Consider the following 24,378-nt stretch of genomic DNA (forward strand, 5'->3'; position numbering starts at 1 on the left):
CCTACTCTAATTCTGGATTCGTAGTATATAATGAGATCATTGTTCTTACATATTTTCATTTCAGGAGGTTGTTCTTCATGTCTAACATTCGGGTCTTCTCAGACAGCACTTGTGACTTGCCGCCTGAGTTACGCGAACAATATCAAATCGGTATTATTCCCTTGTATGTAACCTTTGGTGAGGAGGCTTTTCGTGATGGCGAGGATATAACCACGCTTCAGCTCTATCAAAAAGTTGATGTCGTTGGAAGTCTCCCCAAGACAGCTTCACCTTCACCGGGTGACTTCATAAAGGCGTTCACCCCTGCCATCGAAGCAGGTCATGACGTGGTCTTCATCGGTATTTCATCCGAGTTATCATCTGCGTGCCAGAATGCAAAAATAGCAGCCGACGAGTTCCCTGAAGGACGTGTTGTCGTCATCGATTCACGTAATTTATCGACCGGCATCGGCCTGCTCGTGCTTCAAGCCGTCCGTGCTGCCGAAGCTGGACATAACTTACAGGCGATCGAGCAAATGATCCTCGAGGCACGCGAACGCATCGAAGTAGAATTCATCATCGATACGCTCGATTATCTGCATAAAGGTGGACGTTGCTCCAGTCTGCAGAACTTCATCGGCAGCTTGCTTAAGATCCGCCCTGTCGTAAAGGTCGTCGACGGCAAAATGATCCTCGCTTCCAAGGTTCGTGGCAAACGCGAAAAGGCCTTTGATCAGCTGCTGCAAAATGCGCTGAAATACAAAGACCACCTGGATGGCGCTACCATCTCCGTGACCCATTCGTTCGCGGAGGAGGAAGCCGTGAAGATCCGTGAAATTTTATTGCGCGAGACGAAGGTACGCGAAGTGCTGCTCGCTGAGACAGGCTGCGTTATCGCCAGCCACTGTGGTCCGCAGACCGTCGGTATTGTCCTTGCCTGTAATGCTTAAAACACGCCAAAAACGTAAACATTCTATACGAACACAAGAACGCCCATCGCCTCTGAATGAACAGATGCAATGGGCGTTCTTGTGTTATTAATGCTACAGCGTGACTCTCACACGTTCCTTTGCTGAACGTATGCAGGCTTCTATCACACGCATATTGCGAGTGGCATCCTCAGGTGGGAATCGAAGGGACTGCTCTCCCCAGATGGAACGCGCGAAATCATCCACCATCAGCGCATATTGATTGCACGGTGCGAACCGCTCTTCACGACGCTCCCCATTCGTCGTAACAGTAAAACCGTGGGTACCTTCATCTGTCGGTTTGAACGCGTGTTCTAATTCGATTCGTCCGTCTGCCCCGACAATCTCTACGAAATTCCGATAGCTCGCGAGCATACCGCAATCGAAGGTTAATGACAAACCATTTCCGAACTCCACCAATCCGGATGCCATCATATCTACATCCCCGAATTCGGTCAGAAATTGCGCATGTACTGATACTGCTTCGGGCTCAAGCCCCGTAATCAGCCGCGCTGCACTAATCGGATAACAGCCAACGTCATAGATCGAACCGCCGCCAAAGTCCGAGCGGAACCGAACATTCCCCCGATCCATTCGAGCGCCATTGAACGTAAAAGCTCCACGAATCGCTCGAAGCTCACCAATTTCACCTGCTGCGATGATCGCACGAATCCGGTCCCACCGCGGGTGATGGCGGTACATGAAGGCTTCAGCCAGTTTAACGCCCGCCTTGTCGGCTGCTCGAACCATCTCTTCTGCCTCTTCCGGTGTTAAAGCCAATGGCTTTTCACAGAGGACATGCTTCCCTGCTTCCGCAGCACGAATCGCCCATTCGCGGTGCAGATGATTCGGCAGCGGAATGTACACCGCATCGATCTCTGGATCTTCCAGCATGGCTTCATAACTGCTGTAGCTCTTCTCGATGCCGAATTGCTGCGCGACTTCACGGGCTTTTGCTTCGTCTCGACTAGCAACAGCCGCCAATCGACTCGTCTTCGATTCCACTATTGCAGGCATTACCGCTTTAACCGCAATTTTGGCACACCCGATAATCCCTATTTGAAGCTTATTATGCATTGAACTTCCTCTCCCTCCACGAAACACATTCATTACTTTCAGTATAAGGGACAGACCTATTCACTGCAAAAATAGACCTGATAAGCAACCATCAACTGTTCAGAATCGATCGTTACCCGCTCCAATAGCTCATGGAACAATACCCGCGCAGCTGTATCACCGCTTAGCTTCAACGCTATAAATGACTCATAATAATCCTGGAGTGCTGTATCCGCAGCCGGAAGCTCTTCCAATGCTGAGATCTGACGTTCAATCTCCTTCACTTCCTCATCCACTTGCTCGAGCTGCCCTCTGAACGAACGCATCTGCTGCTCATACGTATTCGCATCGAACAGTTCTCGCTGATGGAATAAATCCAGTTGATCCTTATGCCGTTTGGCCCGCAAAGTTAACTTGGTGCTTAACGTTCCTCGAAGGCGTTCTAGATCCTGACGACGATCATAGGTGAAGCGAAATTGATCCTGCGCTAACTTTGCCAATTGTCGCCGAATAGCATTCAGTACAGCTTCTTCCAGCTGATCCGCTTCCGCATTCGGCTGCGAGCAAGCCTCTCGACCATACTTGTGTGCTGTCGAACAGACATAGTATCGATACGATTTGACGCCGGATGATCGCTTCTGGCAGACCATGCGCTTCCCGCATTGGCCGCAATGTAATAGCCCAGTAAGGGGATGATAGGCACGCCGAGGCGCACCCTTCTGCCCTCTGCCCGCTAGTATGCGCTGCGCGGCTTGGAACATCTCCTCATCCACAATCGGTTCATGCGCACGCTCAATAATTTGCCAATCGGATGCGGGAATACGGACTTGCACCTTACGCTTGGACATTTTGCCGGCGTCATCGTATTCTCGCTTCAGCTGATTTCGCCGCGTACCATAGACGACATGTCCGATGTACGCCGGATTTCGCAGCATTTTATTCACATTCTCCCGCGTCCACCTATTCCCGTTCTTCGTACGGTATCCCCGCTTGTTGAGATCCTCCGCCACGCGGAATGTTCCCAGTCCCTGCTCCACATAGAGTTTAAAAGCTAGCGCAGGAATTTCCTCGTGCTCTGGATCAATCACAAGCCGCTGCGTATCACCGTGAATACGATAACCAATGGGCGGTTCTCCGCTCCATTGCCCGCGGCGTGCTTTTTGTTTTCTTGCGCTGCTAACCCGGGACGATATCTTCTTACTCTCTTGTTCAGATAATACGGATAAAATATCGAAAGTGATGTTATCTTTATTGAGCGAATCATAGTTATCATTGATCGCCACCACGCGCACACCATATTGCTCGAACATGCCGATGATCGCCGGGTTCTCCTGCTTATCCCGACCGACCCGGCTGACCTCTTTGAAGACGAGCAGCTTGAACGCTTGCTCACGGGCTGCTTGAATAGCTCGCTTCATCTCCTGCCGGTCGAATACGCTCGTATAATATCCCGATACAGCTTCATCTCGGTAAATCATAATATCCGAAGTATCATAATGCTCGCCAAGACGATGAATGTATTCTTCACATTGACTTATCTGGTTCTCAATGGAATCCCCTTGCTGATCTGTACTTACCCTCGCGTAGATGGCGCATCGAATTCGAGTTTCTGGCTGCATGCGTCCGCCCTCCTATTCGAGTCTATTTCAACGGGGACCGGTACCCTATTGACCTCAATCTCCACACCGTAATGCTCAAACACATAAGACTTGAACCGTGTTCCAATCCACGCAGCTATTGGCTTGTCGCCGAATTTTTCACTTACGGTATAAGGCAAGGGACTCGCCTCCCCTGATTGTCATACTGAAGTGTATGCGCAGCCGAACTTGTCTCATGCGTCCTGTCCTTTAGGCTTCTACAGCTAAACGAAAAACGCCAGGGAGATCCCCTAGCGTTCGTAAATGCATATCAATAGCCTCTCTCGGCATATGCCTTCTCCTGCACATCGTTGTATTCCCAGCCGTCCGCATAATTGTAGCTCTTATAGACCGACGGTGTAAGGCCTTTTGCCAGCAGCTGATCGATGGCTTCTGCCGTTACCGCCCACATGATATAAGCCGCGGACAACCCTGAAGCAGGGCAAATCCCTGTCCCTAGTCCTTCCACCTGCAGCAGCGCATCCCCAAGCGGCGCACCGTTATCGAGTACAATATCACCGACCTCGAATAACCTCTTATGAGATGAATGCATGGACTTGACTTGAGACGAATAGGTTAAGGACGTTAAGACGATCAATGTGACACCCATTTCTTTTGCCGCCAGTGCAATGTCGACTGCCTCCACGCTTTTACCCGAAACCGAACCCATTATGAGTACATCGCCTGGCATCACATTCGAAGCACGCAGGAAATATTCTCCCAGCCCTTCCATCGACTTTTCCTTGCCATACAAGTCACGCTTCCGCACAGGATTGTCGACATGAAGTGTAGCCCGAAGCGGCTTCATCAGCAGTAATCCTCCCGCCCTTCGAATCAATTCATGATCGACAATATGCCCCGTATCGTAGAGATGAACAGCCTGTCCCACCGCGGATGCTTCCGCAATCGCTGTCGCAGCTTGAACTATCGGTGTCTGCTGCGTCGATCGAATACGCGTCTGCAGCGCTTCAACCGCTTCAAAATATCGATCCATTAACATAAATACCCCTCCCCATTCGGTGAATGCATGTGTCATGACTTACCATAAAACTCTATACATCAGTGGAGCATGCCGATCTTCAATAAGTTGTGCTACGGAGGTGGCGAGTCGATCCGAACTTCCTGCATCTTCAGCATAGAACTGGGCGAATAACCCACCCAATGCCGGCTCGAATCGTGGAATGTGGATCTGTACTGAAGGGTGCTCTTCATGAACCTTCTCGCAGAATCGATCGTACATCGTCTTGCAGCCTTTCCATGCGCTGCCTGCGATCATAACCGAGACCCCTGATTCCTTCTGATCCCTGTCCAACATTTCATTTGTCTGCTCCGCCATCGCTTCACCGGCCTTCACGAATATCCGCTGAGCTACCTCATCGCCTTGAGCAGCTGCCTCTGCGCCTAAGATCGCCGCAGAAGCGATCTGCCGCCGTGGATTTGCAGCTTGGTAGACATGATGGATGAGCGCTAGTCGATCTTGCACCTGCCAAGCGTCGATGAGCAGCTGCTTCAATCGCGTAACTGAGCCTCGATCTTCGAAATTCCTTAATACGGCTTGAATCACATCTTGGCCGATCTCATATCCACTACCTAGATCGCCGAGCAGATGTCCCCAGCCGCCAAGATGCTGCTCTTCTTCGGCAACCCTAAATACACCGGATCCCGTCCCCGATAATGCAACAATGCCTTCCTGCTGCACAATCCCCGCAAGCAGCGCCATCTTGCCTTCGCTAAGCCATTGTTCCTCATGAACGATCACATGCTGCCGAAGGATGGACATGAACATGTCAGTCGAAGCTGGCATGGCATAATAGACCTTCTCGATGGTGATCCCACTGTATCCATGCAGACATGAGGCCAGACAGTTCTGAATGGAACCTGCAATATCTACTTGAGAGGCATAATTAATAGCTTGTCCACGCCCAACGCCCAGCACTTCGTAACGATCATTGAACAGAACGGCCGTGAGTTTTGTCCCGCCACCATCTGCGCTCAAGTAGTATGGCATGTTTGGCTCCTCCTTTGGATTCATCAGACACGCATGTATACCGTAAAATAGCTTCATCCATACATATGTAGGACAGAACAAGGCTAGTACACATTTACAAATAGTTCATTATGAGACCCCTAGCTCCATGGGCAGCTTCGAAAAATATTGCGCACGAAGTTTCTTCTTCTGGATGACCCGCTTCCTTCGTCAACAATACGAGAAAGTGGAAATTGTATTCATCGCGCATCATACAGAGGCGAAGGAGGTCACGGAAGATGAATTCTTTACTCGAGGCGAGAGCGGCGGTACGATCTGCTCCTCCGCTTATATCAAAGCACTTGAAATTATAGATCGTCGCTTTCCGCCTGCGAACTATAACATCTATCCGTTCCACTTCTCTGATGGCGACAATCTTACGTCCGATAACGAGCGTTGTGTCAAACTCATCGATGAATTGCTGAAGCGGTGCAATATGTTCGGTTACGGCGAAGTGAACCAATACAATCGGAGCAGTACACTCATGTCGGCTTACCGGCATATCAATAAACCGCATTTCATGCATTACGTCATTAAGGAGAAGAACGAAGTCTACAAGGCGCTCAAGACATTCTTTCAGAAATCACCGGAAGGGGCGACACGATCATGACGCAGGAAATCCGAGATCTTGAATTTGCCATTGCCGAGATTATGGAGATCGCTGACGGCTTCGGCCTTGATTATTATCCGATGCGTTATGAGATCTGCCCGGCCGACATCATCTATACGTTCGGCGCTTACGGCATGCCTACGCGATTCTCTCACTGGAGCTTTGGAAAAACTTTCAATAAAATGAAGATGCAATACGATTTTGGTCTAAGTAAAATTTATGAGCTCGTCATTAACTCGAACCCCTGCTATGCCTTCCTCTTGGATGGGAACTCCCTCATCCAGAACAAACTGATCGTTGCTCACGTTCTCGCACACTGCGACTTTTTCAAGAATAACGTTCGTTTCTCCAATTCGAATCGCAATATGGTGGAGAGCATGTCCGCTACGGCGGAACGGGTAAGTCGCTATGAGCTTGAACATGGCACAGAAGCGGTCGAGAATTTCATTGATGCGGTACTCGCCATTCAGGAGCATATTGATCCGCAGCTCATTAAGCCGCAGCGTCTCGATAAGAAACGTTATACTGAGAAGCTCATGCAGCAGACGAAAGATCAAGCGAATGGGTACAAGGAACCTGGCCAATACGATGATCTCTGGAATCTGGATCCGAAGAACATTCTTAGCAAGAGCGATACCCCTGTCAATCGAACCTTTCCGCCGGAACCCGAGAAGGATATCGTCTGGTTCATTCAAGAATTTTCACCGATCCTTGAAGATTGGCAGCGCGATATTATGTCGATGCTGCGTGAGGAGATGCTCTATTTCTGGCCGCAGATGGAGACGAAGATCATGAACGAAGGCTGGGCTTCGTTTCGCAAAGGTGCTTAGATTTCGGGGGACAAAAAATAACCGGTCGAGAGTGTACCTCGCCGGTTTATTGTTGTTTGATATTATAGACTGAACAGTGTGTTCATAGGCACTTGTAAATCTTTAAAGACGATGGATTGAATCGTTTCCTGCTCCGTATATAAATGACGCACCTGGTAACTACCATCCTGTAGCGCATATACATGTACCGTTCGATTCCCAGGATCGACAATCCAATATTCCTGCACCCCATGCTTTTGATATAAGTTGAACTTCTCATTAAAGTCCCTCAATGCCGTAGAAGGTGACAGCACTTCAATGATAATGGTCGGCGCACCGTGACAGCCATTCTTGGATATTTGGTCCTTCGAACAAACTACCGAAAGATCAGGCTGAGTCACATGATCAGGCGACTCATATTGTTCGCTTTCGCTGAAAAACACATCAAAGGGAGCTACGAACACCAAGCAGCTCCGATTCTGAAAGAATGTCCGAAGAGCGAAGTGAAGCTCTCCTACAATAAATTGATGCAATGAGGTTGGGGCTGGCGACATATTATAGGCTTTGCCGTTAATTAGCTCCCATGTTCCGTCCCATGTCAGCCAATCTTGATAGGTATGGATTTTCTTCTCATCTGGATTTGACACCATGTTCGACCTCCTTCTGATTATGTGATTAACACTTCATTAAGTGTACCATGTCCAAGCAAGTCGTTGCTAACTTTGAATCTAACTGAAATTATAACATATTCACCGATTGTATCTCATTAATGAAAATAGGGCTTCGTTCGCTGATTGTCTTACGTTTGCGGCACCGGATTCAACCCGGCAATGCTCTCTCGCTTCACTTCCAAATGCTGCAGCCATAACTCTACCAACTGATTACCATCAATGAGCTCGATGTTTAATCCTTTAGCATAGGTATACGCATTGGACGTAAACTTACTAGTCGTCACCACATAACCACCTACGGCGCTTTGCTTCATCATTTGGGAATGGACAATTGCGATAGGGGCAAATCCAACCAAGTTCTGATCGTTGTAGCACTTCACTTGTCCCAGGTATAGTCCTCTATCTGCTTGTTCTTCAATGTCGATGCCAAAATCTCCTGAGCTTCTTGTAACGTAAGTATTACCACCGCGCACTGACGTCATAATATCGGCAACAAAATGCTCGAACAGCAACGGATCTTCCTCATTCTGCTGCTCCAAATCTCGTTTAAATCGGTTGTACAGACCAATCCGAAGCGTTTCTTTCATATCTTCGTGCGACGAGAAGGCATCGAGTGCATTTGCTCGGTAGCTCTCTAACATCTTTTTTTGATTGTAGTACAGATACCACAACATACACATTGTTAAGATCGACAAGCTGAATAGAATAGTCATTTCCATCACTCCCTCTAGCTTCCATCTTGTCCAACTCACTGGGCTTCCAACCTCATGAAATGGATGGCTGCGGGATGAAATTACGGAAATTGCGACTGCGCTTGGACTACTAGATTTCTATCCGATGAGATGATAGTTGCCCGTCCGATAACGTTTATTCGTTTGAAGCATTGGAGCTTCAGCAAGACGTTCAACAAGATGAAGATGCAGTACGACTTTGGACTGAGCAAGTTTACGAGCTTCTCATCAACTCCAACCCCCGCTACGTCTTCTTGCTCGATAGCCACTCTCTTGTCCAAATTAAACGGAGCGTCATCCACGTTTTCGCCCACTTTTTCAATAACAATGCCCGGATCTACAAAACAAACCGGAACATGGTCGAAAGTATGACGGGGACCGCTAAACGCATTCCAAATAATGAAATGAAATATGGAACATTATCGGTGGAGCAATTTATTGATGCTGTCCTTGCGATTCAAGAACACGTCAATCCTTCGATCGTGAAACCTTACCACATGCCTAAGGAGCAATATGTTTCTTCCTTTCCAAAGCAACAATCTTCCGCTTCAGCTCCCACATCAGCCGGAAAGATATATCTTATGGTTCATTTGAAGAATATTCTTCGATATTGGACCTTGGTGTCGTGACATCATAACGATGTTTGGGTAAATTGAATAAGGCTGGGCAACCTTTTCCCATCAAAGCATCATAAGAGAGCTTGATTAAACCGATGATAAAACCATTGAATTTGCAATCTGAACTCCTCCGGCGTGCACCACGTCATACGCTAAATCCATACTATCTAGGACTAAAGATTTTTAAAAATATCGAGAAGCGCTGGGATAACCCTACTCCTGAGGAAAAAGAACAACTCTGTCGGGCACCAGGCGCGGCAGGGATTAATTATTTGAAGTGCGAGAACATAATCATGATATTCCCTTCATCCACAACTATTTAACGAAAAATCTGGTGAAGGATCAGGAGTACGGGTTTGAGAAGAAAGGTCCAGAGTGGAAGATTACAGATAAATCATGGGAGAACATCCTTGATCAGCTCGCCTTGCCTTTTCGAAAGTAAACGGCGGATTCCCTTATCTGATGGTCAAAGACGTTGATTATTTGCATAATGAGGAGCTACTTGCTGTAGTTCGAAGGAGTGGAATTCGATTTAAAGTAAGTGGAACGTACGCTCCCTTGTGTGTATCAATTGTGGGGTAAATCCGTTTATCTCGAGACTATCGTCGAGAATATGAATCTGCTGTTTAAGTGTGATGGGAAGAATGTGAATCGTAATTTTATGTAGTTCGGCTAAACAGTGAGAAATTTGGCTCGAAGCAATTAAAATCATCTGGATACCATTCGGTATCCAGATGATTTTAATAAATTCTACTCTGTACTACACACTTTTCAGAGCTGATTCCTCAGTTGAATTGTTTGTCCCTAGTTCCCCTCGAAATGCTTTCGAAAGTAAAGTTTGACTCAACTTAACAAGATTATCCTCGATTAAATCTTCTATATTTCGACTTATCATATACTCTTTCTCCAGTAATTTATCTAAACGGTCCACAATATCATCTTGTTCATCGGCAGATGGGATAGGTACTGGTAAAGTTCGTAATTGGTTTAAATTTATCCCTTGCTGTGCTACACCTTTTGTTATCTTTTTCAAAAAGTTCTGAACTATAGGTGATTGAAAGTAATACGACAAAAATCTTTGGGATAGAGAATTATTTATTGGTATTACTGCAACTTCTCGTGATACGTTTATTCCCTGCATTTCTAAAGTAGGAATACCAACATATCCAACACTACCTCTTATAGAAATTAATATTTCATTCCCAGAAAGCCTCGAACGCGGGTAATTTTTTTCAATTTCATTATTAACTTTCTTTAATTTATTTATTTCAAAACAATCATTTTTCAAATCACCTGCTCGTACTGTAGGAACTCCGCCTGGAGTGTCCTCACCTGTTTGAACGATACCGTAACAAATGCTCGTATTATCACGAATAAGGTCGCCCAAGGGATGGATCAACCAATTTTTAGGGCAAATCTCTGATAGTTGTTTGTGTAATTCCTCACTTTTCCCATCATCAGTTGACTGACCTTTACCCGTGTTAATTATGGCTTTACCATGTGAAAATCGTTTATTAATTGTCAACTCTCCACGAAAAGCCATATCCAAAATTGCCGCTCGTCGAAGTTCAAATGGTTCTTTGGCTTCTTCAATTAATTGTTTGGCTTGATTGATTTTGTCCAAGAGTCTTTCGATTTTGTCAGCAATACGTTTTTGTTCGTTAAGTGGGGGAAGAGCTACTGCTAGACTTTTTACAATTTCTGAATTGATATTTATTTGAGTAGCGCCCTTTGCTTTATTAAGCATCTGATTCAAAGCAGATAATAAAAAATAATATAGGAATTCTTTATGAATAATTGAACTAGTCTCTTCAATTTTTACAAATCCGTCGTGTATACATACTCCAACTTTCAAAATGGCAGGACGCCCAACTGATGCACTTATACTTAAAATAATGGTTTCCGGATCTACCCATACACTTTTTTCTTTTCCTGCTTCTGTTACTGTATCTTCGGTCTCATAAATATACTTACCTTGCTTTGATACATCCGATATTTTTAACCACGGAATAGCACCATTAAAATATCTCGGATCACCTTTTGGACGGGGAGAAGCCCCTCTTTTAATAATTGCAATGTTACCGAGTCTCACCCAAACCCAATTCCCCGGCACCTCATAAGGCTGCTCTTCCACCGGCACCAGAGCTTCCTTCAACAACTCTTCCTGCGACTTCGCATTCTTCTTACTCATTGCCATACACCCCGGATGATTCTGCTACCAATGACAATTTAGGTTTGTTTTCCTTATAGCCATCTCGATTTGCTTCAACTGTCTTCAATTCAGCAACGACTTCGCTCAGCAAAGCTAATGCTTCCTCCAGCTTCGTCATCGCTTCCTCTGCCGAATCGATCGGATCAGGTAGATCGTCATAAGCAGATAACGACTCATCTGCAATCAAGCCGATATCCAGGCTGTCGTCCTTCTTCAATATTTCCTCGCGGTTGAACACATTCCAGCGCTTGTCTTCCACTTTCGTGCGATCCTCAGCTGTATAAGCCGTCACAAAAGCATCAAAATGAGATACCGTCAGCGGCGTACGCTTCCCGAAGCTTGGCATATTCGTACGCAGGTCGTAGATCCATACTTCCTTCGTACTTTCCTTATCCGTCTTCTCACGCGTAAAGAATAAGACGTTCGTCTTCACACCTTGTGCATAGAAGATTCCCGTTGGCAGACGTAGAATGGTGTGCAGGTTACACTTGTCCATCAAGTCAGCACGGATTTTCGCGCCTACGCCACTTTCGAATAGCACATTATCCGGGAGGACAACTGCCGCACGTGCTTTACCATTTGCCTTCAGCGCACGATAAATATGCTGAAGAAAGTTCAGCTGTTTGTTCGTCGTCGCAAAGGTAAGGTCATCACGCGTTGGACGTTCGCCGCCTTGCTTCGTACCGAATGGCGGATTCGTCAGGATGACATCGAGATTTTTCACATGAGCACCAACATCAGATAGTGTGTCTCCATGCATAATCTCACCTTGAATATCATGAAGCATGGCATTCATCATTGCAAGACGATGCGTATCCTCTACCAATTCAACACCAGTGAATGCTTGATGCTTCTGGAACTCAGCTTCCTTTTCGCCCAGGTCAAAATAATCGTCTGTCTTGCTGCGCACATGGCGATCTGCCGCAATCATGAAGCCGAATGTCCCTGCTGCAGGATCGTTACAGCGCTCGCCTGGCTGAGGGTCAACCAGCTTAACAATAACATCAATAAGCGGACGCGGTGTAAAATATTGCCCCGCTCCCGACTTGGTCTCGCTGGCGTTCTTCTCGAGCAGTCCCTCATACAGGTCTCCAAGCCCTTCTTCCTTGGCACTGTACCAATCGAGCTGATCGATAGATGTAATGATCTTCTCCAAGTTTTTCGGTTCTTTGATATTGGAGGTTGCGTTCATATAAATCTGTTTGATTGTCTCGGTACCTTGGTTGCCCAAATCAAGAAGAAGCTGACGGTAATGCTGTTGAAGTGCTACACCATGTCGTCCGGTAAGAGAATCCCAGCGATACTCTTCTGGCAACATAACCTTGCCATCCTTACTTTCTTCCTGATCAGTTTCCTTCATCATTTTCAAGAAGAGCAAATAAGTCAGTTCCGTTACATATTGATGATACGTGATGCCATCATCACGCAGTACGTTACACAAATTCCACAGTTTCTGTACAATATCCTGATTACCCATTTATGCAAGATCCCTCTTTCTTGGTGTGTATAGCGCAGTGTTGATTGTCGTTACAATCGTATCCATCTCGCCGTCGAAAATCTTATTCAACTGCTTATAGCCACCCTTACTCTTAAAAGGCTCGACATCGAATGCCTTCTCCGGGTTCGGGTCCAGTACCGATTCCTGCAGAAGCTGCTTCTCGATCCGTTTTAGCCAGTCCTTCTGGACCTTTGTCCAAACCTTACTATCATATATCTTTTTCATCGCGCCTACAATGCGCTCTTCATGGCTAATTAATGGGTCTCCAAGCGCTTGCTGACGGATGAAGCTAATAATGTCCGCTGCGATGTCTTCATTCTTCGCATCTCGCCAAGCCGCTTGCAGCATTTTCTCGGAATAGCCTTGCTGATCTAGTGCTACTCGCAACTTACGCAACTCGTCACGAGTCAAGTCGTTCGGACGCGTGCAAATAATCGTGAGGGCTGGAATGAGGTTCAGGTTCTCGTTTATAAAAGAATGGAACCCCTCCAAATAATCCTCCGGTTTGTCCGCATTGCCATAACCTCTAGTAGTCGAGAGCAGCTTATCCTCATGCTCGGATATATAGATCCGATGCGCTCTGCCACGATTCTCATCAATAAAAGTAACAAGCGTTTTCTTCATCTGCAGGTCGGCACCCGCTTGAAGAGCACTCATATTCTTCAGATCGGTAATAAATTTCTCGATGGTCATCCCGCCGGATAGCGCCTTGAAGTCCTCGTGATCTTTTGCCATCCACGTGCGCTTCTTGCGCTGCATCTTCGCGACGATCTCATCCTTATGCTGCTTGCCCTTCTCCTCACTCTCGATCTGAGCAAGCTCCTCCGTCAGTACGTCCAGCGTTACAGTAGGTTTGGTCACGACTGGTTTCATGTCCGTGTACGGCTTTAATGTCTCGTAGATTCCCACCGCGTCATAGATCATAAAATGATCCTTGCCAATATCATCGCAGCGTCTCGTCGCTCTTCCCAGCATTTGCTCATACAAGATCCGCGAACGTACGCGTCGCAGGAACACAAGGTTGGTAATGCTCGGAATATCCACGCCAGTCGTCAGTAAGTCGACAGTTACGACGATGCTCGGCAACCGCTCATTTTTAAACAACTTGATTGCATGTAGTGGGTCCTTGATCGAGCCAGTTATCTTAAGAACCGCGTTATCGTCTACTGCACCGTAAACCTTTTCCAGCTCTTCCTTGAAAATTCGAACAACCATATCCGCATGATCATCCGTTGCCGCGAAGATGAGTGTCTTCCCTTCTGATTCGGGGTCGATATACTTCGTCAGTTCTTCCAATATGACGCGGTTGAAATTTTCCGTAATGACGGTTTTGTTGAACTGAGTGACTTCGAGGTTTATCTCATCCTGAAGCAGCTCCTTATCCACATTGCCGGATGAGACATCATACACAGCTACCTCTTCGCCAACCTGCCATTTAATCCCGTGTTTCTTAAGTTGCGTCTCAAATTGCATCGGTGGTTCATGATCGATCAAATAGCCGTCAATGACAGCTTCACGATAGGAATAATTGAATACAGGACGTCCGAAGATTTCGACCGTATGCAAGGCTGGTGTAGCCGTTAATCCAATACGTACTGCATCGAAATAGTCCAGCACCTTACGATACTTGCTCACGTAGTCCTCGTGATCGCGGAACTCCAGCTCCAACTCCGACATTTCTTTGTCCAGTGTATAACCACGATGCGCTTCATCGACAATAATACAATCGTATTGGTCAACTGAAGGAATGTCCCCATCCTCCGACTCACTGTAAAATAACCGTTTGACCATCCCTTGTACAGTAGCGATCTGGACTTTTGTCTCCTGATTGGGCTTCTTGTCATCCAGTGTCTGAAGCTCGAAAATCTCCGTAAATGAATGATAGCTTTCTAGCTTGGAATCTTTAAATGCCGCTTCCGCTTGCCGACCAAGTGCCGAACGGTCAACAAGGAAAAGAATACGTTTGAATCGGTTATGCTTAATCAGACGATAGATAAGCCCGATCGCCATTCTGGTTTTCCCTGTACCCGTTGCCATTGCGAGCAGCATATTGCGCCCACCAGCTTCAATCGCACGTTCAACAGACAAGATCGCATCCTCTTGGTATGGACGAAGCTTCAGGTATTCGAGCGTCTCGTCTTGCAGATCTTTAGAAGCTTGATCTACATCCTGCTGCAGCAGAGCCTTAAGCCCCTGCGGCGAATACCAAGCTTGCAGAGGACGCGGATGATTGCTCGCTTTACGAGCGTCAAGGAACCAGATGCCAGACATATGTTTAAGCTGTTCCAGGTAAGGACGTCCGTTCGTAGAGAACAGGAATGGTACTTGATAATTGCCCCAAGGTCCGTGGATGATCTCATCACCGTGACGGACGACCTGCATCGCATATTTCTTCGCTTGTGCAATATCCGCCTCTACGTTTCTGCTGATCCTTTTGGCTTCAACGATACCGACTAGCTCTAGACCGCAAAATAACGCGTAATCTGCAAATCCAGTCTTGAGCGCCCATTCCGCGATCGCGAGATTACGCCCTTTCTCCGGTCGAACGCCAAGTCCGAAACGAAGTGTCTGCGAATCCACTTCCCAACCAACTTGACGCAGCTTCTCGTCAATAATGAGTCTCGTCTCTGCTTCCGTTAAGGCGAAGGCGCTGCCTGCTTGTTTGGATTTCAAATGACGTTTCTTCTTGTCCTCGTTCGTGACGGTCGCCTGCTGTTGTCGGAGCGCAGCCAGTTCCTGCTGAAGACGCTCCATCTTCGCTTCGTAGGACTCTGCTAGTTGAGCCAATTGCTCTTCATTACTCGCGGTTTCCTGCTGTACCGGTTCTATATAGTCAGGAGCTTGGAAATCCCAGTCGCCGTATACTTGCATAAACCAGACGCTGAGCCGGAACGCCAAATGCGTTAACGCCTGCGCTTCTTTCGTTGAGCCGTAGTCCGATTCATGAACGGCTTTGTTGCCGATTTTGCGAAGGGTATGCAGATAATCTTCAATCTCATCCGTAATGAGATCATCCCGTTTGAGCTGTGACAGCCGATCGACCTGCGTAAGTTCCTTCGTCTCGACCATTTCTTCCATGGCGCATATAAACTTAGTCATTGTTTCGCCAAACATGCGAAGCTTGATTAATGACGTATTCGGATCGACGAATAGATTGCGTTCTGCCATCTCGCCAAGGTTCGATAAAATCTCCCATCGATTATGTAAGAATTCAAAGTTTCCAGCCATCTCAGCACCTCGATATTTAGTAGATATCGTTCATATTGACAGGTTCATATGACAATTAACTGTCATGGAACTTATGTTTGAGCTTGATCGGTTAGTTCTTTAGTATCAGATAAGGATAGGTATTCGACAAGAAGTCCTTAAACACCTTTTCCATAAAATACACATAGTTCGACCATTCCAAATAAGCTAAGCCGCCTATAGGCAGCCTAGCTTTAACCGAACCTGTTCTTTCATAATTACCTAGTGGTTCACTAATGGTTCCTTAATTCTTCATCCACTTTCCGTAATGTTTCGCCTATGGATCGATTGATGACCAAATCTGCATATCGATCAGATGGAGTTGGGTCGTGGTTGATTATGACCAACTTCGCGCCACAAGTTTTTGCCTTCCTGGGGAACTGGTTGGCAGGACTCACCTGTAATGAGGAGCCTAGTACAATAAAAAGTTCGACTCCTTCCATAAGGCTATCAGCGAGCTGAAGTGACACTTCTGGAAGCATTTCGCCGAAGAGTACGACATTCGGTCTGATAAATCCCCCACAGCTGCACGTAATCTTCTCGAGAGGCTTAAGATACATCTGAGAATCATATTGCTTATTACAACTCATGCAACGCAGAGTCCCAAGATCTCCGTGTAGTTTAGCAATCCGGCTAGTACCAGCTTGTTCATGATAATTTTCCACATTCTGCGTAACTACACCCTTAATCATTCCTTTTCTTTCCCAGCTCGAGAGGATATAGTGTCCATCGTTAGGTAGATGTGAGTTCATCTCTTGAATACGCCACTGATAAAAACGAACAAATTCCGGTCGGTTCGAATCGATTGCTTCGATATCAGCAAGTTCGACAGGATTTCGGTTATTCCACATACCTCTGTCTGCAGAACGAAAGTCCTGCAGTCCACTTTCAGTTGACATCCCTGCACCGGAGAATATGACAGTAGAGTTCGATTCCAAAAGTAACTTTTCTAGCAACATGCTCACCTCTGCAACACTGACTTCAATGATTCAACTGCCTGATTCATTAATTTAGGATCAGTTCTCCATCTTCGCGGATGTGAATGCCGTCCTTTATCGTCAATTGCACATGCCAAATGCTCAATCTCTTCTGACCAGGAACAAAGTTGCTTCATCTTTTGATTGAATGCTCCATCTACAAAACCCATAATAACAAACCTAGATTTATTGCATTCATCCAGAAAACATTCCCGAGAATGAGTTATTGGATCTTCAAGTAACGAAAGTTTTTCGACCGGAAGGGCATGTTTAGCTCTACTATGATATATTTCTGCCTTCTGACCATCAGGTTGACGGATATTGGAGAGGTTATAAACTCGAAGTATGCCGTTTGGTTTAGACAATCCTGCAGATTCGTAGCTGCTTCTTATCACTTGGATAACGTTCTGCATGGATAAATCCGGGTAATCCCTGGCTTCAAAAGTATTCGTAGGACCTATCCCTAGTTTGAACTCACTCCACCCAGATGTTTTACTGAATTCAAACTTTCCTGGATTAGTCATGACTGCAATTCCAAGAAGATCATCGGATTCCCCGAAATGAATTTCAGTGGAGTGACGAATTAGTAAGACTTCATCATCATGTATTACTCGAATCATAGAAGCTGTGACCTGCTCTGGATATACCCTTGTCATACGCCTTCCCCCCTCTTCAATCTATTTCCCCATTATACCAATTATGGTTGGTATGTGGTTAAAAAATGGAAAAACCTCATTATTTGACCAAGCAAGCGTATATATAGAAAAACGAAATGTACTGCTCGATTAGTTAACTTTGACAACCGGTTAACCTCAAGCCAGTCAACGGGCATAACGTTAACCAAATTTAAAGGAGCTGTGTTAGAAGTATGGCTGATGTCACATTCGGAGTAAAGGTCACCCCGGAACTAAAGGAACGAATCGAACAATTCATCAAGGATTCGGATTTCGAAACACATAAGGAATGGTTCCAACATCTGCTTTCCATCTATGAAATGCATCAATTGAAGCATCAGGATGGTACGAAGCGATATGCCAGCGATCTGGAATATATCGAGCAGAACCTAACACGCATCCAAGAAACCATCGTTCAGATGATGAAGAAAACAGCGGATGAGGTGGCACATCAAGAAGCTGAATGGAAGAAAGCATCAGACGAGATACAGCAGCAATTGCAGCAAAGTGAGCAATTCCGTAAGGATCTGGAATCCCAATTAAATGAAACAGAAGAACAGGCAAATCAGCACAAGAAAAACCTGACAGAGCTACAGAAGCAAAGCAGCGTTCTCGACGAACTATGCACAACATTGAAGAAATCCTTGCACGAAAAAGAAGCAGAAATCGAAACTATGTACCAGGAACGCGCTCATTGGCTATCTTCCGATTATCCCTCAACAATCCAACGACTAACCGAAGATAACCAAGCCCTTAAGCAACAATGCCAGATGCAGCAGCATCAGATCGATCTATTACGTATGGAATATGAGAAGAAACTAGAAGTCGAGCAATTAAAAACAGAGTTTGCCAAGAAAGAAGTGGAGTTCCTTCTATTGTCCCAGCGCAAACCACGCAAAGAAGATCCTGATGCCTCATCCCGTAAAAGAGGACGTCCTAGAAAAGACGAAACTATACTCTCTGTCAGTGGGCAACAACAGTTATTTACTGATGTTTATGATGACGCAGAAGATGAGCAGAATCAGGAATATGATTTACCCGATGATGCCGAGGAATTGTATGAAATACTCGGCGATGAACCTCCTCAAACGCAAAAAGAATAGACATAACCCCCGTCATCCGGCGGGGGCATTCTTATTGATATTGTATGAATTTATAGAGGCTGTAGTTTAATTTCAATATCTTCATCTCCATGCACGATCACATACTGAATCAACGTTTGAATAATTCCTTTCGCTTGCTCGACCGGAAGTAAATTCATCGCGCTAATGATATTGTTCACTTTTTCGTTTAACTCCTTCTGAACCTGTCCCATATCTACCGATTCAACTTCATCATAATCCATCTTCTCCAGCCCAAATAGAATCTGGTCTAGTCTTTCCTTCTCCTCATTTAAATCGTCCAGCTCAATTAAGCCCGAAGTATAGGCTTCTATTTTCCGCTTATAGCGTGCTTTAGCAGTGTTTGCTTTTTGCTCAAGCTGATCCCTCTCCGACTTTACAACCGCTTCCTTCGCCATGATCATCAGGATCCCGGAAGTATCTTCAACGATCTGCAGCAATCCATCTTTAAACCATTCCTCTACCGAATCGGCACGATATTGCTTACTCGTGCAAGTTCCTTTATTCTTATTCGCTGAACAACGATAAACACGATATCGTTTACTAGGAGAACCTGAGAAACCGATACTCATACCCGATCCACAATTCCCACATCTTAGCATACCGCCCAACAGGTGAGGGCTTGTCTGGGCTCTTGGTGCCATAGTCGTCTGTCCCATTCGCCGTTGCACACTTTCCCATATTGGCTCCTCAATAATGATCGGTAGACAATCTTCCACGTTCACCCACTCCGATTCATCCTTGTCTTTACGCTTTGATTTGCTCGAATCTTTCCGATTCCAGACCAATGTACCTTTATAAGCAGGATTCGTTAACATCAACTTAATTGCTCGAATGGACCACTCTTTCCGCTGTCTGGATGGAATGCCTTCCTCATTTAATCGCTTCGCAATGGAATAAAACCCGAGCCCTTCATTCAGGTATAAGTCATATACCCGCCTTACTATATCTGCTTCCTTTTCATTAATAACTAAGGACTTATCCAATAGGTCATAACCATACGGACTTTGCGTTAACCATTTTCCAGTGGTAGCGGCGTGGTACATATTTTCAAACACTCGTTCACGAATACGCTCCCTCTCAAACTCAGCAACTGCTCCTAGAACCTGCAGCGTAAGGCGACCAGATGGTGTGTTGGTATCAAAAGATTCGCTAATGGATACAAAGGAAACCTCGCAATTTTGAAACATATCGATTAGATTCAGTAAATCTAGCAGTCGCCTACTCATCCGATCGAGCTTGGTGACCATGATGCGAGATACGCGTCCGCTCTTTACCGCATGCAGCAACCGCTTTAACTCTGGTCGATCCAAGTTCTTAGCTGAATAACCGTCATCGACGAATAGCTGAACCTGATCCGACCAGCCCATTGCCCGGCAATAAGCTTTTAACCGTTCCTGCTGTTCATCCAGTGAGACGCCCTCTCTTGCTTGCTCATCGGTAGAAACCCGGCAGTATAAAGCCACAGAACGGATAATATATGCTTCATTTTTCCGTTGTTTTCCGCTCATGACTTCCCCTCCTTGTCCATACCTATGCCTGTCCTCTTATATATATGCTAAATGATAGGGTTGTCCCTTCGACCTTTCCGCATAGATTAGATCGAGGTGATGTTATGGGGCAACTCAAAGTCCGTTTTACAATTGAACATCATAACGAACAAAGCAGCTTCACATCATTATCCGACTTGCAAATGCACTCATTCTCAGAACTTCTATTGAATCGCCTCAATGATTTTGAAATTCATCTAAAACGTGCAGCGGCAGACATATGGCTACAGCAGAAGCTCGGTAGAGATAACCATGCTAACTACCAAATAACGATGGCGCAGAATAATCTAACCTCAGACATAGCTGACGGAACGCCAAAAGCCTAACTCCTTCTACAGGGGTTAGGCTTTCCTTATCGTCGTCCGTTTATTCACCATAATAAACGGATATTTATAATGATGAATACTTTTCCAATGTTTGGGGGAGCTTAATGGATATCGGATGATCGAACTGTGAACAGCTCCACTCCTTGCTCTACCATCGTCATCAAGTAATCAGCAGCAGTCGGATTGGTACGGTGCAAGTCCAACAGCAATTCACTTATGCGCTCTGCACGTAACAATGTATGACCGTTCTCGGGTACTTCCTCGTTAATGATCATATGCAGTTCTTGCTGCAGCTTGCTCAATATTTCCAGCTGGATGGTCTGTGTCTTTCCCGTTTCCAGATTGCTTAAGTATGCGGGTGACACCCCTATCTCTTTGGCAAACTCGTTCAGCCCGAACCCTTTCTGCTGTCTAATCTGCCTTAGCTGTTGTCCGAAAATGCTCATCTTCTTTATCACCACCTTAGGAGGAATAACACCTTGAATCGTAAAAGAACACGTACCACAGAGCTTCAAATCTCGTCCATCAGTCATATTCACGACCCACTTGCCGCACGCAAATGGATGGAACTTTACGTCACACTACTTAAGAAGCAGCTAATCGCAGAACACATTGAGAGCAACCCTGAGGAGTGAATAATCCATGAAGACGGTTTTGTATGCCCGATCTTCCATTAAAACGCAGGAGCATTCTATCGATATGCAAAAGGCTCTTGCTCTAGAGAAAATCAAAGCAAAAGGCTTCTTATTTGATGATCTGTATTTGGATGAAGCCGTATCAGCAAGAAAAACCAAAATCCACGAACGACCCGAGTTAAACCGTTTGGTTCATGACATCGAAAACGATCTAGTTTCAACCGTTTACGTTTATAAACGCGATCGTTTAGCCAGAAATGTGGTGCAGTCAATGGAGCTATTTGAGTTGCTTCGCTCCAAGAAAATCACGGTTGTTTTCACTGCAGACAATGAAATACCGATACAATACTCTCCAGCCGGAGAATTCTTCGAACTGATCATCGCAGGTTTCAATCAGCGTGAAGCTAATCAGATCGTTCAACGCATAAAAGAAACAAAATATACGATGACGAAACAAGGGAAGCATGCTCAAGGTCGGGTCGCATATGGCTATGTAATCGATAAGGACAAGAATTATGATCAGCATCCGGATCAGGCTAAGACGATCTCCAAACTGTATGATGCGATCATTGAAACCAAATGTGTTACGTTCTCTGACTTTGTTCGAGATATACAGCGACATGATTGGTTTCCTGGCAAATGGGATTACAATCGAATCCAAAGTTTGATTGGAAACACCATTTATAAAGGCATTCGAAAAATAGAGGAATTTGGTGAGAATGTAGAGATTGAGAATGAAAAGCTCCGTATCGTTGACGAAATAAAGTGGAGAATGGCACAAGAGCGGATGAAAAGTCTTATCCAAACTCGCTCTCGAAAAACCAGTCGAGTTCCTATGATTCTTGACGATCTGCTATTTTGCGGCAAGTGCGACAATGCCATGTTTGGCAAAGAAAAAACGGATGTAAGTACAAGAAAATATTACACCTGTAAAAGGCATAATTACCTCCGTCTCGCTCCTGATCTGCTAGAGGAAATGATTTTAGAGGAGTGTGCAAAATTCGTCACAGGGCAGTTTCAGACCTACTTTCCTGAACTGTACCAGCTAACACACGGGAACCTGATTCAGTTCTACCAAGACTCTATTGCTGAGAGCAAAAAGGTGATTCAGGTTTACAAACAGAGACTTTATGAAGATACCGCAATATGGCTTCAATCCCCTACACCAGATTTACAGGATATGTTATTGTACCTGCATAATTGCATTCGTCGGGAAGAAGAACTGCAACATTATTATCCCCAGAAGCTTGATGAATTGCAAAAACAGTTCCATCTAATAAAGGAGCTGCAACAATCAGTTGATTTGATAACCGAGGTTCTCTCCTATAGAGACAGTGAACGAGAAGCGTTCATTCGAGATATTGTCTATCGAATTGAGATTGACACTCCCTCACTTCGTATCCAATTTCGAGATCCATTTAAAGGAAAGGCTGTGATTGTACATGTTGGCGTTAGCTGATCTCATACAACCTGGCATGAAGGGCGCATTCTATGGGCGCCATTCTACGGATAAACAAACGATGGAAACCCAGCGGTCCATGGCTTATGAATTTGCCAAGAAATATGGATGCACGATTACAAGAGAGTATGTTGATGCTGGTGTATCCGCTAGAAAAAAGAAGTTAGATGACCGTGATGGAATCTCCCTTCTTCTTAAAGAAGCGAGAGAAGGCAAATTTGATTTCGTTTTAATTAATCATCATGACCGTGTTGCACGAAATCCGATGGAACATCAGGAGATTCGAACGCGTTTAGCCGAATGCAAAATTCCAGTTGTTATTAGCAGTTCTGAGAGCTTGTATGAATCTGGGGATTTCATCGTTGATCTGATCAAGGATGGGACTTCCAAAATGGAAGTCGATAATACTCGGATTCGTACCCGTGATACCGCTAAGAGTATTTTAATTAAAGGAAAATGGACTGGCGGTAAAGCACCTTTTGGTTACCGCTATAACAAAGTAAACAAAACCTTTTCTCAATGCGGAGAAGAATTAACAATTGTAAGGCGTGTGTATGAGTTGTATCGCAATCGAGAGGGTTTCCAATCCATTGCCCGTTTGATCAGCCATGAATTCGGTAAATCCATTAGTAAAGCAACTGTACGATGGATTATAACGAACCCTATTTACGCTGGTTACATGTCTCACCATCGTAAATTCGAACGCTCAAGAAATTCAATTACTCCAATCGAAAACTGGTTGATGATTAAAAGTGACTTAATCGAGCCCATTATGAGCTTGGATGAATGGAAAGAAACCTGGGCGATCTTCGAGCAGAGAAAGACCGGAAATCTCAACCCGAAAATGTACAAAACGAGCTTTTTTCTAAGCAATCTGCTGAATTGTTCAGTCTGTAATAGTATTATGATTGGTAAAGACCAAACCACATTTGATACGAAACGAAATAAACATTACGGAGAAAAGTGGTATTGCTGCCCGACTTGCAAATATAAAGTCAAGTTAGATAGGATGCATGCTGTCATTGATGCTGTGTTAAATGATTTGAAATCTCAAAACCTGAAAACAGTTGGATTACTTGTGTATGATGAGCTTTTGAAGGAGCGTCAGATCGTTACTGATCGATTGAATAGAACCAAGATCGAGTTAAATGGAGCAGAACATCAACTACAAATGGCAGAAGATCAATCCAAACGCCTCGCGTCATTAGTGAAAGATCTTGAATCCATCGACGATAACACCAAGATGGTTCAAATCCTTACTCTACAGAAACAACACCTGTCAAGCCGGATCAAAGAACTGAAAACAGAAATTAATCAGTTAGACATGACCGCTCAGTACCTCGAATTGATAGAAGGAAATGAAGATGAAATCACGCGCAATATCAAATCCATTAGTATCATGACTAGTGACGACAATAATAACGATATCCGAAAAATGATTACCTATCTGGTTGTGCAAGCTACATTTACTCCAAAAACCATTGATTGCAAGAAAGTAGTGACTCTTGGCGATATAGCTATCCAAACCAGAAGCAGCCTTGTAAGAATGACCATTAGTTAACCGACTGTCTTTACT

At 45.2% G+C, this 24,378-nt stretch carries 19 protein-coding genes and 3 pseudogenes; 9 read left to right on the forward strand and 13 right to left on the reverse strand.

The genetic code is table 11. The features are described 5' to 3' along the window. Positions 1–77 precede the first annotated feature (77 nt). Positions 78–929 (forward strand): DegV family protein, encoded by an 852-nt coding sequence (locus ACFQZR_RS23150; RefSeq protein ID WP_379350311.1) that lies wholly within the window; start codon positions 78–80, stop codon positions 927–929. 93 nt (positions 930–1,022) lie between these two features. Here ACFQZR_RS23150 and ACFQZR_RS23155 read toward each other — a convergent pair whose 3' ends face one another. The 4 genes from ACFQZR_RS23155 to ACFQZR_RS23170 form a co-directional block, all read right to left on the reverse strand. After that, positions 1,023–2,024, reverse strand: a complete 1,002-nt coding sequence (locus ACFQZR_RS23155; protein WP_379350313.1) for a Gfo/Idh/MocA family protein — start codon at positions 2,022–2,024, stop codon at positions 1,023–1,025. A gap of 56 nt (positions 2,025–2,080) precedes the next feature. Further along, the gene (locus ACFQZR_RS23160) at positions 2,081–3,622 is read right to left on the reverse strand and encodes a recombinase family protein (RefSeq protein ID WP_379350315.1); all 1,542 of its coding nucleotides are present in this window, start codon (positions 3,620–3,622) and stop codon (positions 2,081–2,083) included. Positions 3,623–3,911: 289 nt separating this feature from the next. Beyond that, positions 3,912–4,640 carry a sugar isomerase domain-containing protein gene (locus tag ACFQZR_RS23165; protein WP_379350317.1) on the reverse strand — a complete coding sequence of 243 codons (729 nt, stop codon included), beginning with the start codon at positions 4,638–4,640 and terminating at the stop codon, positions 3,912–3,914. A 39-nt stretch (positions 4,641–4,679) separates the two neighbouring features. Then, positions 4,680–5,648 carry a BadF/BadG/BcrA/BcrD ATPase family protein gene (locus ACFQZR_RS23170; RefSeq protein ID WP_379350319.1) on the reverse strand — a complete coding sequence of 323 codons (969 nt, stop codon included), beginning with the start codon at positions 5,646–5,648 and terminating at the stop codon, positions 4,680–4,682. Between the two features lie 115 nt (positions 5,649–5,763). On the opposite strand from ACFQZR_RS23170, the pseudogene ACFQZR_RS23175 reads away from it, so the two are divergent. After that, positions 5,764–6,276, forward strand: a pseudogene (locus tag ACFQZR_RS23175) (DUF444 family protein); the annotation flags it as partial. Next, a pseudogene (locus ACFQZR_RS23180) lies at positions 6,273–7,091 on the forward strand (SpoVR family protein); the annotation flags it as partial. The pseudogenes ACFQZR_RS23175 and ACFQZR_RS23180, both read left to right, overlap by 4 nt. 77 nt (positions 7,092–7,168) lie before the next feature. Here ACFQZR_RS23180 and ACFQZR_RS23185 read toward each other — a convergent pair. Then, positions 7,169–7,735 carry a Uma2 family endonuclease gene (locus tag ACFQZR_RS23185; RefSeq protein ID WP_379350321.1) on the reverse strand — a complete coding sequence of 189 codons (567 nt, stop codon included), beginning with the start codon at positions 7,733–7,735 and terminating at the stop codon, positions 7,169–7,171. A gap of 149 nt (positions 7,736–7,884) precedes the next feature. Then, a complete protein-coding gene (locus ACFQZR_RS23190) occupies positions 7,885–8,469 on the reverse strand; it encodes a restriction endonuclease (RefSeq protein ID WP_379350323.1) in 585 nt (194 codons plus the stop codon). A gap of 67 nt (positions 8,470–8,536) precedes the next feature. Here ACFQZR_RS23190 and ACFQZR_RS23195 point away from each other — a divergent pair. After that, positions 8,537–9,771: pseudogene (locus tag ACFQZR_RS23195) on the forward strand (SpoVR family protein). Positions 9,772–9,864: 93 nt separating this feature from the next. Here ACFQZR_RS23195 and ACFQZR_RS23200 read toward each other — a convergent pair. The 5 genes from ACFQZR_RS23200 to ACFQZR_RS23220 all read right to left on the reverse strand — a co-directional run bounded on the left by ACFQZR_RS23200 (position 9,865) and on the right by ACFQZR_RS23220 (position 17,693). Then, complete coding sequence (locus ACFQZR_RS23200; protein WP_379350325.1) at positions 9,865–11,295, reverse strand: restriction endonuclease subunit S; 1,431 nt, start codon at positions 11,293–11,295, stop codon at positions 9,865–9,867. Continuing rightward, the gene (locus ACFQZR_RS23205; protein ID WP_379350327.1) at positions 11,288–12,793 is read right to left on the reverse strand and encodes a class I SAM-dependent DNA methyltransferase; all 1,506 of its coding nucleotides are present in this window, start codon (positions 12,791–12,793) and stop codon (positions 11,288–11,290) included. The genes ACFQZR_RS23200 and ACFQZR_RS23205 overlap by 8 nt, the downstream gene beginning before the upstream one ends. Next, on the reverse strand, positions 12,794–16,042 hold the full coding sequence (gene hsdR / locus ACFQZR_RS23210) for a type I restriction-modification system endonuclease (RefSeq protein WP_379350329.1): 3,249 nt from the start codon (positions 16,040–16,042) through the stop codon (positions 12,794–12,796). Between the two features lie 251 nt (positions 16,043–16,293). Beyond that, complete coding sequence (locus ACFQZR_RS23215) at positions 16,294–17,016, reverse strand: NAD-dependent deacylase (protein ID WP_379350968.1); 723 nt, start codon at positions 17,014–17,016, stop codon at positions 16,294–16,296. A gap of 5 nt (positions 17,017–17,021) precedes the next feature. After that, complete coding sequence (locus ACFQZR_RS23220; protein ID WP_379350331.1) at positions 17,022–17,693, reverse strand: hypothetical protein; 672 nt, start codon at positions 17,691–17,693, stop codon at positions 17,022–17,024. A 338-nt stretch (positions 17,694–18,031) separates the two neighbouring features. Between ACFQZR_RS23220 and ACFQZR_RS23225 the strand changes: the two genes are divergently transcribed. After that, entirely contained in the window at positions 18,032–18,814 is a 783-nt protein-coding gene (locus ACFQZR_RS23225; protein WP_379350333.1) for a hypothetical protein, read from the forward strand. A gap of 50 nt (positions 18,815–18,864) precedes the next feature. On the opposite strand, the gene ACFQZR_RS23230 is transcribed toward ACFQZR_RS23225, so the two are convergent. Continuing rightward, positions 18,865–20,343 (reverse strand): recombinase family protein, encoded by a 1,479-nt coding sequence (locus tag ACFQZR_RS23230; protein ID WP_379350335.1) that lies wholly within the window; start codon positions 20,341–20,343, stop codon positions 18,865–18,867. Positions 20,344–20,447: 104 nt separating this feature from the next. Between ACFQZR_RS23230 and ACFQZR_RS23235 the strand changes: the two genes are divergently transcribed. Further along, positions 20,448–20,708 (forward strand): hypothetical protein, encoded by a 261-nt coding sequence (locus tag ACFQZR_RS23235; protein WP_379350337.1) that lies wholly within the window; start codon positions 20,448–20,450, stop codon positions 20,706–20,708. 101 nt (positions 20,709–20,809) lie between these two features. Here ACFQZR_RS23235 and ACFQZR_RS23240 read toward each other — a convergent pair whose 3' ends face one another. Next, the gene (locus ACFQZR_RS23240) at positions 20,810–21,154 is read right to left on the reverse strand and encodes a helix-turn-helix domain-containing protein (protein ID WP_379350339.1); all 345 of its coding nucleotides are present in this window, start codon (positions 21,152–21,154) and stop codon (positions 20,810–20,812) included. Positions 21,155–21,187: 33 nt separating this feature from the next. Between ACFQZR_RS23240 and ACFQZR_RS23245 the strand changes: the two genes are divergently transcribed. The 3 genes from ACFQZR_RS23245 to ACFQZR_RS23255 are packed head-to-tail and all read left to right on the forward strand — an operon-like array spanning position 21,188 to position 24,363. Beyond that, entirely contained in the window at positions 21,188–21,343 is a 156-nt protein-coding gene (locus ACFQZR_RS23245; RefSeq protein WP_379350341.1) for a hypothetical protein, read from the forward strand. A 7-nt stretch (positions 21,344–21,350) separates the two neighbouring features. After that, positions 21,351–22,802 carry a recombinase family protein gene (locus ACFQZR_RS23250; protein ID WP_379350343.1) on the forward strand — a complete coding sequence of 484 codons (1,452 nt, stop codon included), beginning with the start codon at positions 21,351–21,353 and terminating at the stop codon, positions 22,800–22,802. Further along, positions 22,786–24,363 (forward strand): recombinase family protein, encoded by a 1,578-nt coding sequence (locus tag ACFQZR_RS23255; protein WP_379350345.1) that lies wholly within the window; start codon positions 22,786–22,788, stop codon positions 24,361–24,363. Before ACFQZR_RS23250 ends, ACFQZR_RS23255 begins: the two co-directional genes overlap by 17 nt. Positions 24,364–24,378: the final 15 nt, after the last annotated feature.

The organism is Paenibacillus sp. GCM10027629 (assembly GCF_042676425.1).
GTDB classification, from domain to species: Bacteria; Bacillota; Bacilli; order Paenibacillales; family Paenibacillaceae; genus Paenibacillus_K; species Paenibacillus_K terrigena.

Bases quoted from the DNA above. Each gene is read 5' to 3' on its own strand.
- ACFQZR_RS23230 (WP_379350335.1), bottom strand. From the start codon at position 20,343: ATGAGCGGAAAACAACGGAAAAATGAAGCATATATTATCCGTTCTGTG.
- ACFQZR_RS23235 (WP_379350337.1), top strand. From the start codon at position 20,448: ATGGGGCAACTCAAAGTCCGTTTTACAATTGAACATCATAACGAACAA.
- ACFQZR_RS23250 (WP_379350343.1), top strand. From the start codon at position 21,351: ATGAAGACGGTTTTGTATGCCCGATCTTCCATTAAAACGCAGGAGCAT.
- ACFQZR_RS23205 (WP_379350327.1), bottom strand. From the start codon at position 12,793: ATGGGTAATCAGGATATTGTACAGAAACTGTGGAATTTGTGTAACGTA.
- hsdR (WP_379350329.1), bottom strand. From the start codon at position 16,042: ATGGCTGGAAACTTTGAATTCTTACATAATCGATGGGAGATTTTATCG.
- ACFQZR_RS23165 (WP_379350317.1), bottom strand. From the start codon at position 4,640: ATGTTAATGGATCGATATTTTGAAGCGGTTGAAGCGCTGCAGACGCGT.
- ACFQZR_RS23220 (WP_379350331.1), bottom strand. From the start codon at position 17,693: ATGACAAGGGTATATCCAGAGCAGGTCACAGCTTCTATGATTCGAGTA.
- ACFQZR_RS23170 (WP_379350319.1), bottom strand. From the start codon at position 5,648: ATGCCATACTACTTGAGCGCAGATGGTGGCGGGACAAAACTCACGGCC.
- ACFQZR_RS23240 (WP_379350339.1), bottom strand. From the start codon at position 21,154: ATGAGCATTTTCGGACAACAGCTAAGGCAGATTAGACAGCAGAAAGGG.
- ACFQZR_RS23185 (WP_379350321.1), bottom strand. From the start codon at position 7,735: ATGGTGTCAAATCCAGATGAGAAGAAAATCCATACCTATCAAGATTGG.
- ACFQZR_RS23225 (WP_379350333.1), top strand. From the start codon at position 18,032: ATGCATCAATTGAAGCATCAGGATGGTACGAAGCGATATGCCAGCGAT.
- ACFQZR_RS23160 (WP_379350315.1), bottom strand. From the start codon at position 3,622: ATGCAGCCAGAAACTCGAATTCGATGCGCCATCTACGCGAGGGTAAGT.
- ACFQZR_RS23200 (WP_379350325.1), bottom strand. From the start codon at position 11,295: ATGAGTAAGAAGAATGCGAAGTCGCAGGAAGAGTTGTTGAAGGAAGCT.
- ACFQZR_RS23255 (WP_379350345.1), top strand. From the start codon at position 22,786: ATGTTGGCGTTAGCTGATCTCATACAACCTGGCATGAAGGGCGCATTC.
- ACFQZR_RS23155 (WP_379350313.1), bottom strand. From the start codon at position 2,024: ATGCATAATAAGCTTCAAATAGGGATTATCGGGTGTGCCAAAATTGCG.
- ACFQZR_RS23190 (WP_379350323.1), bottom strand. From the start codon at position 8,469: ATGACTATTCTATTCAGCTTGTCGATCTTAACAATGTGTATGTTGTGG.
- ACFQZR_RS23150 (WP_379350311.1), top strand. From the start codon at position 78: ATGTCTAACATTCGGGTCTTCTCAGACAGCACTTGTGACTTGCCGCCT.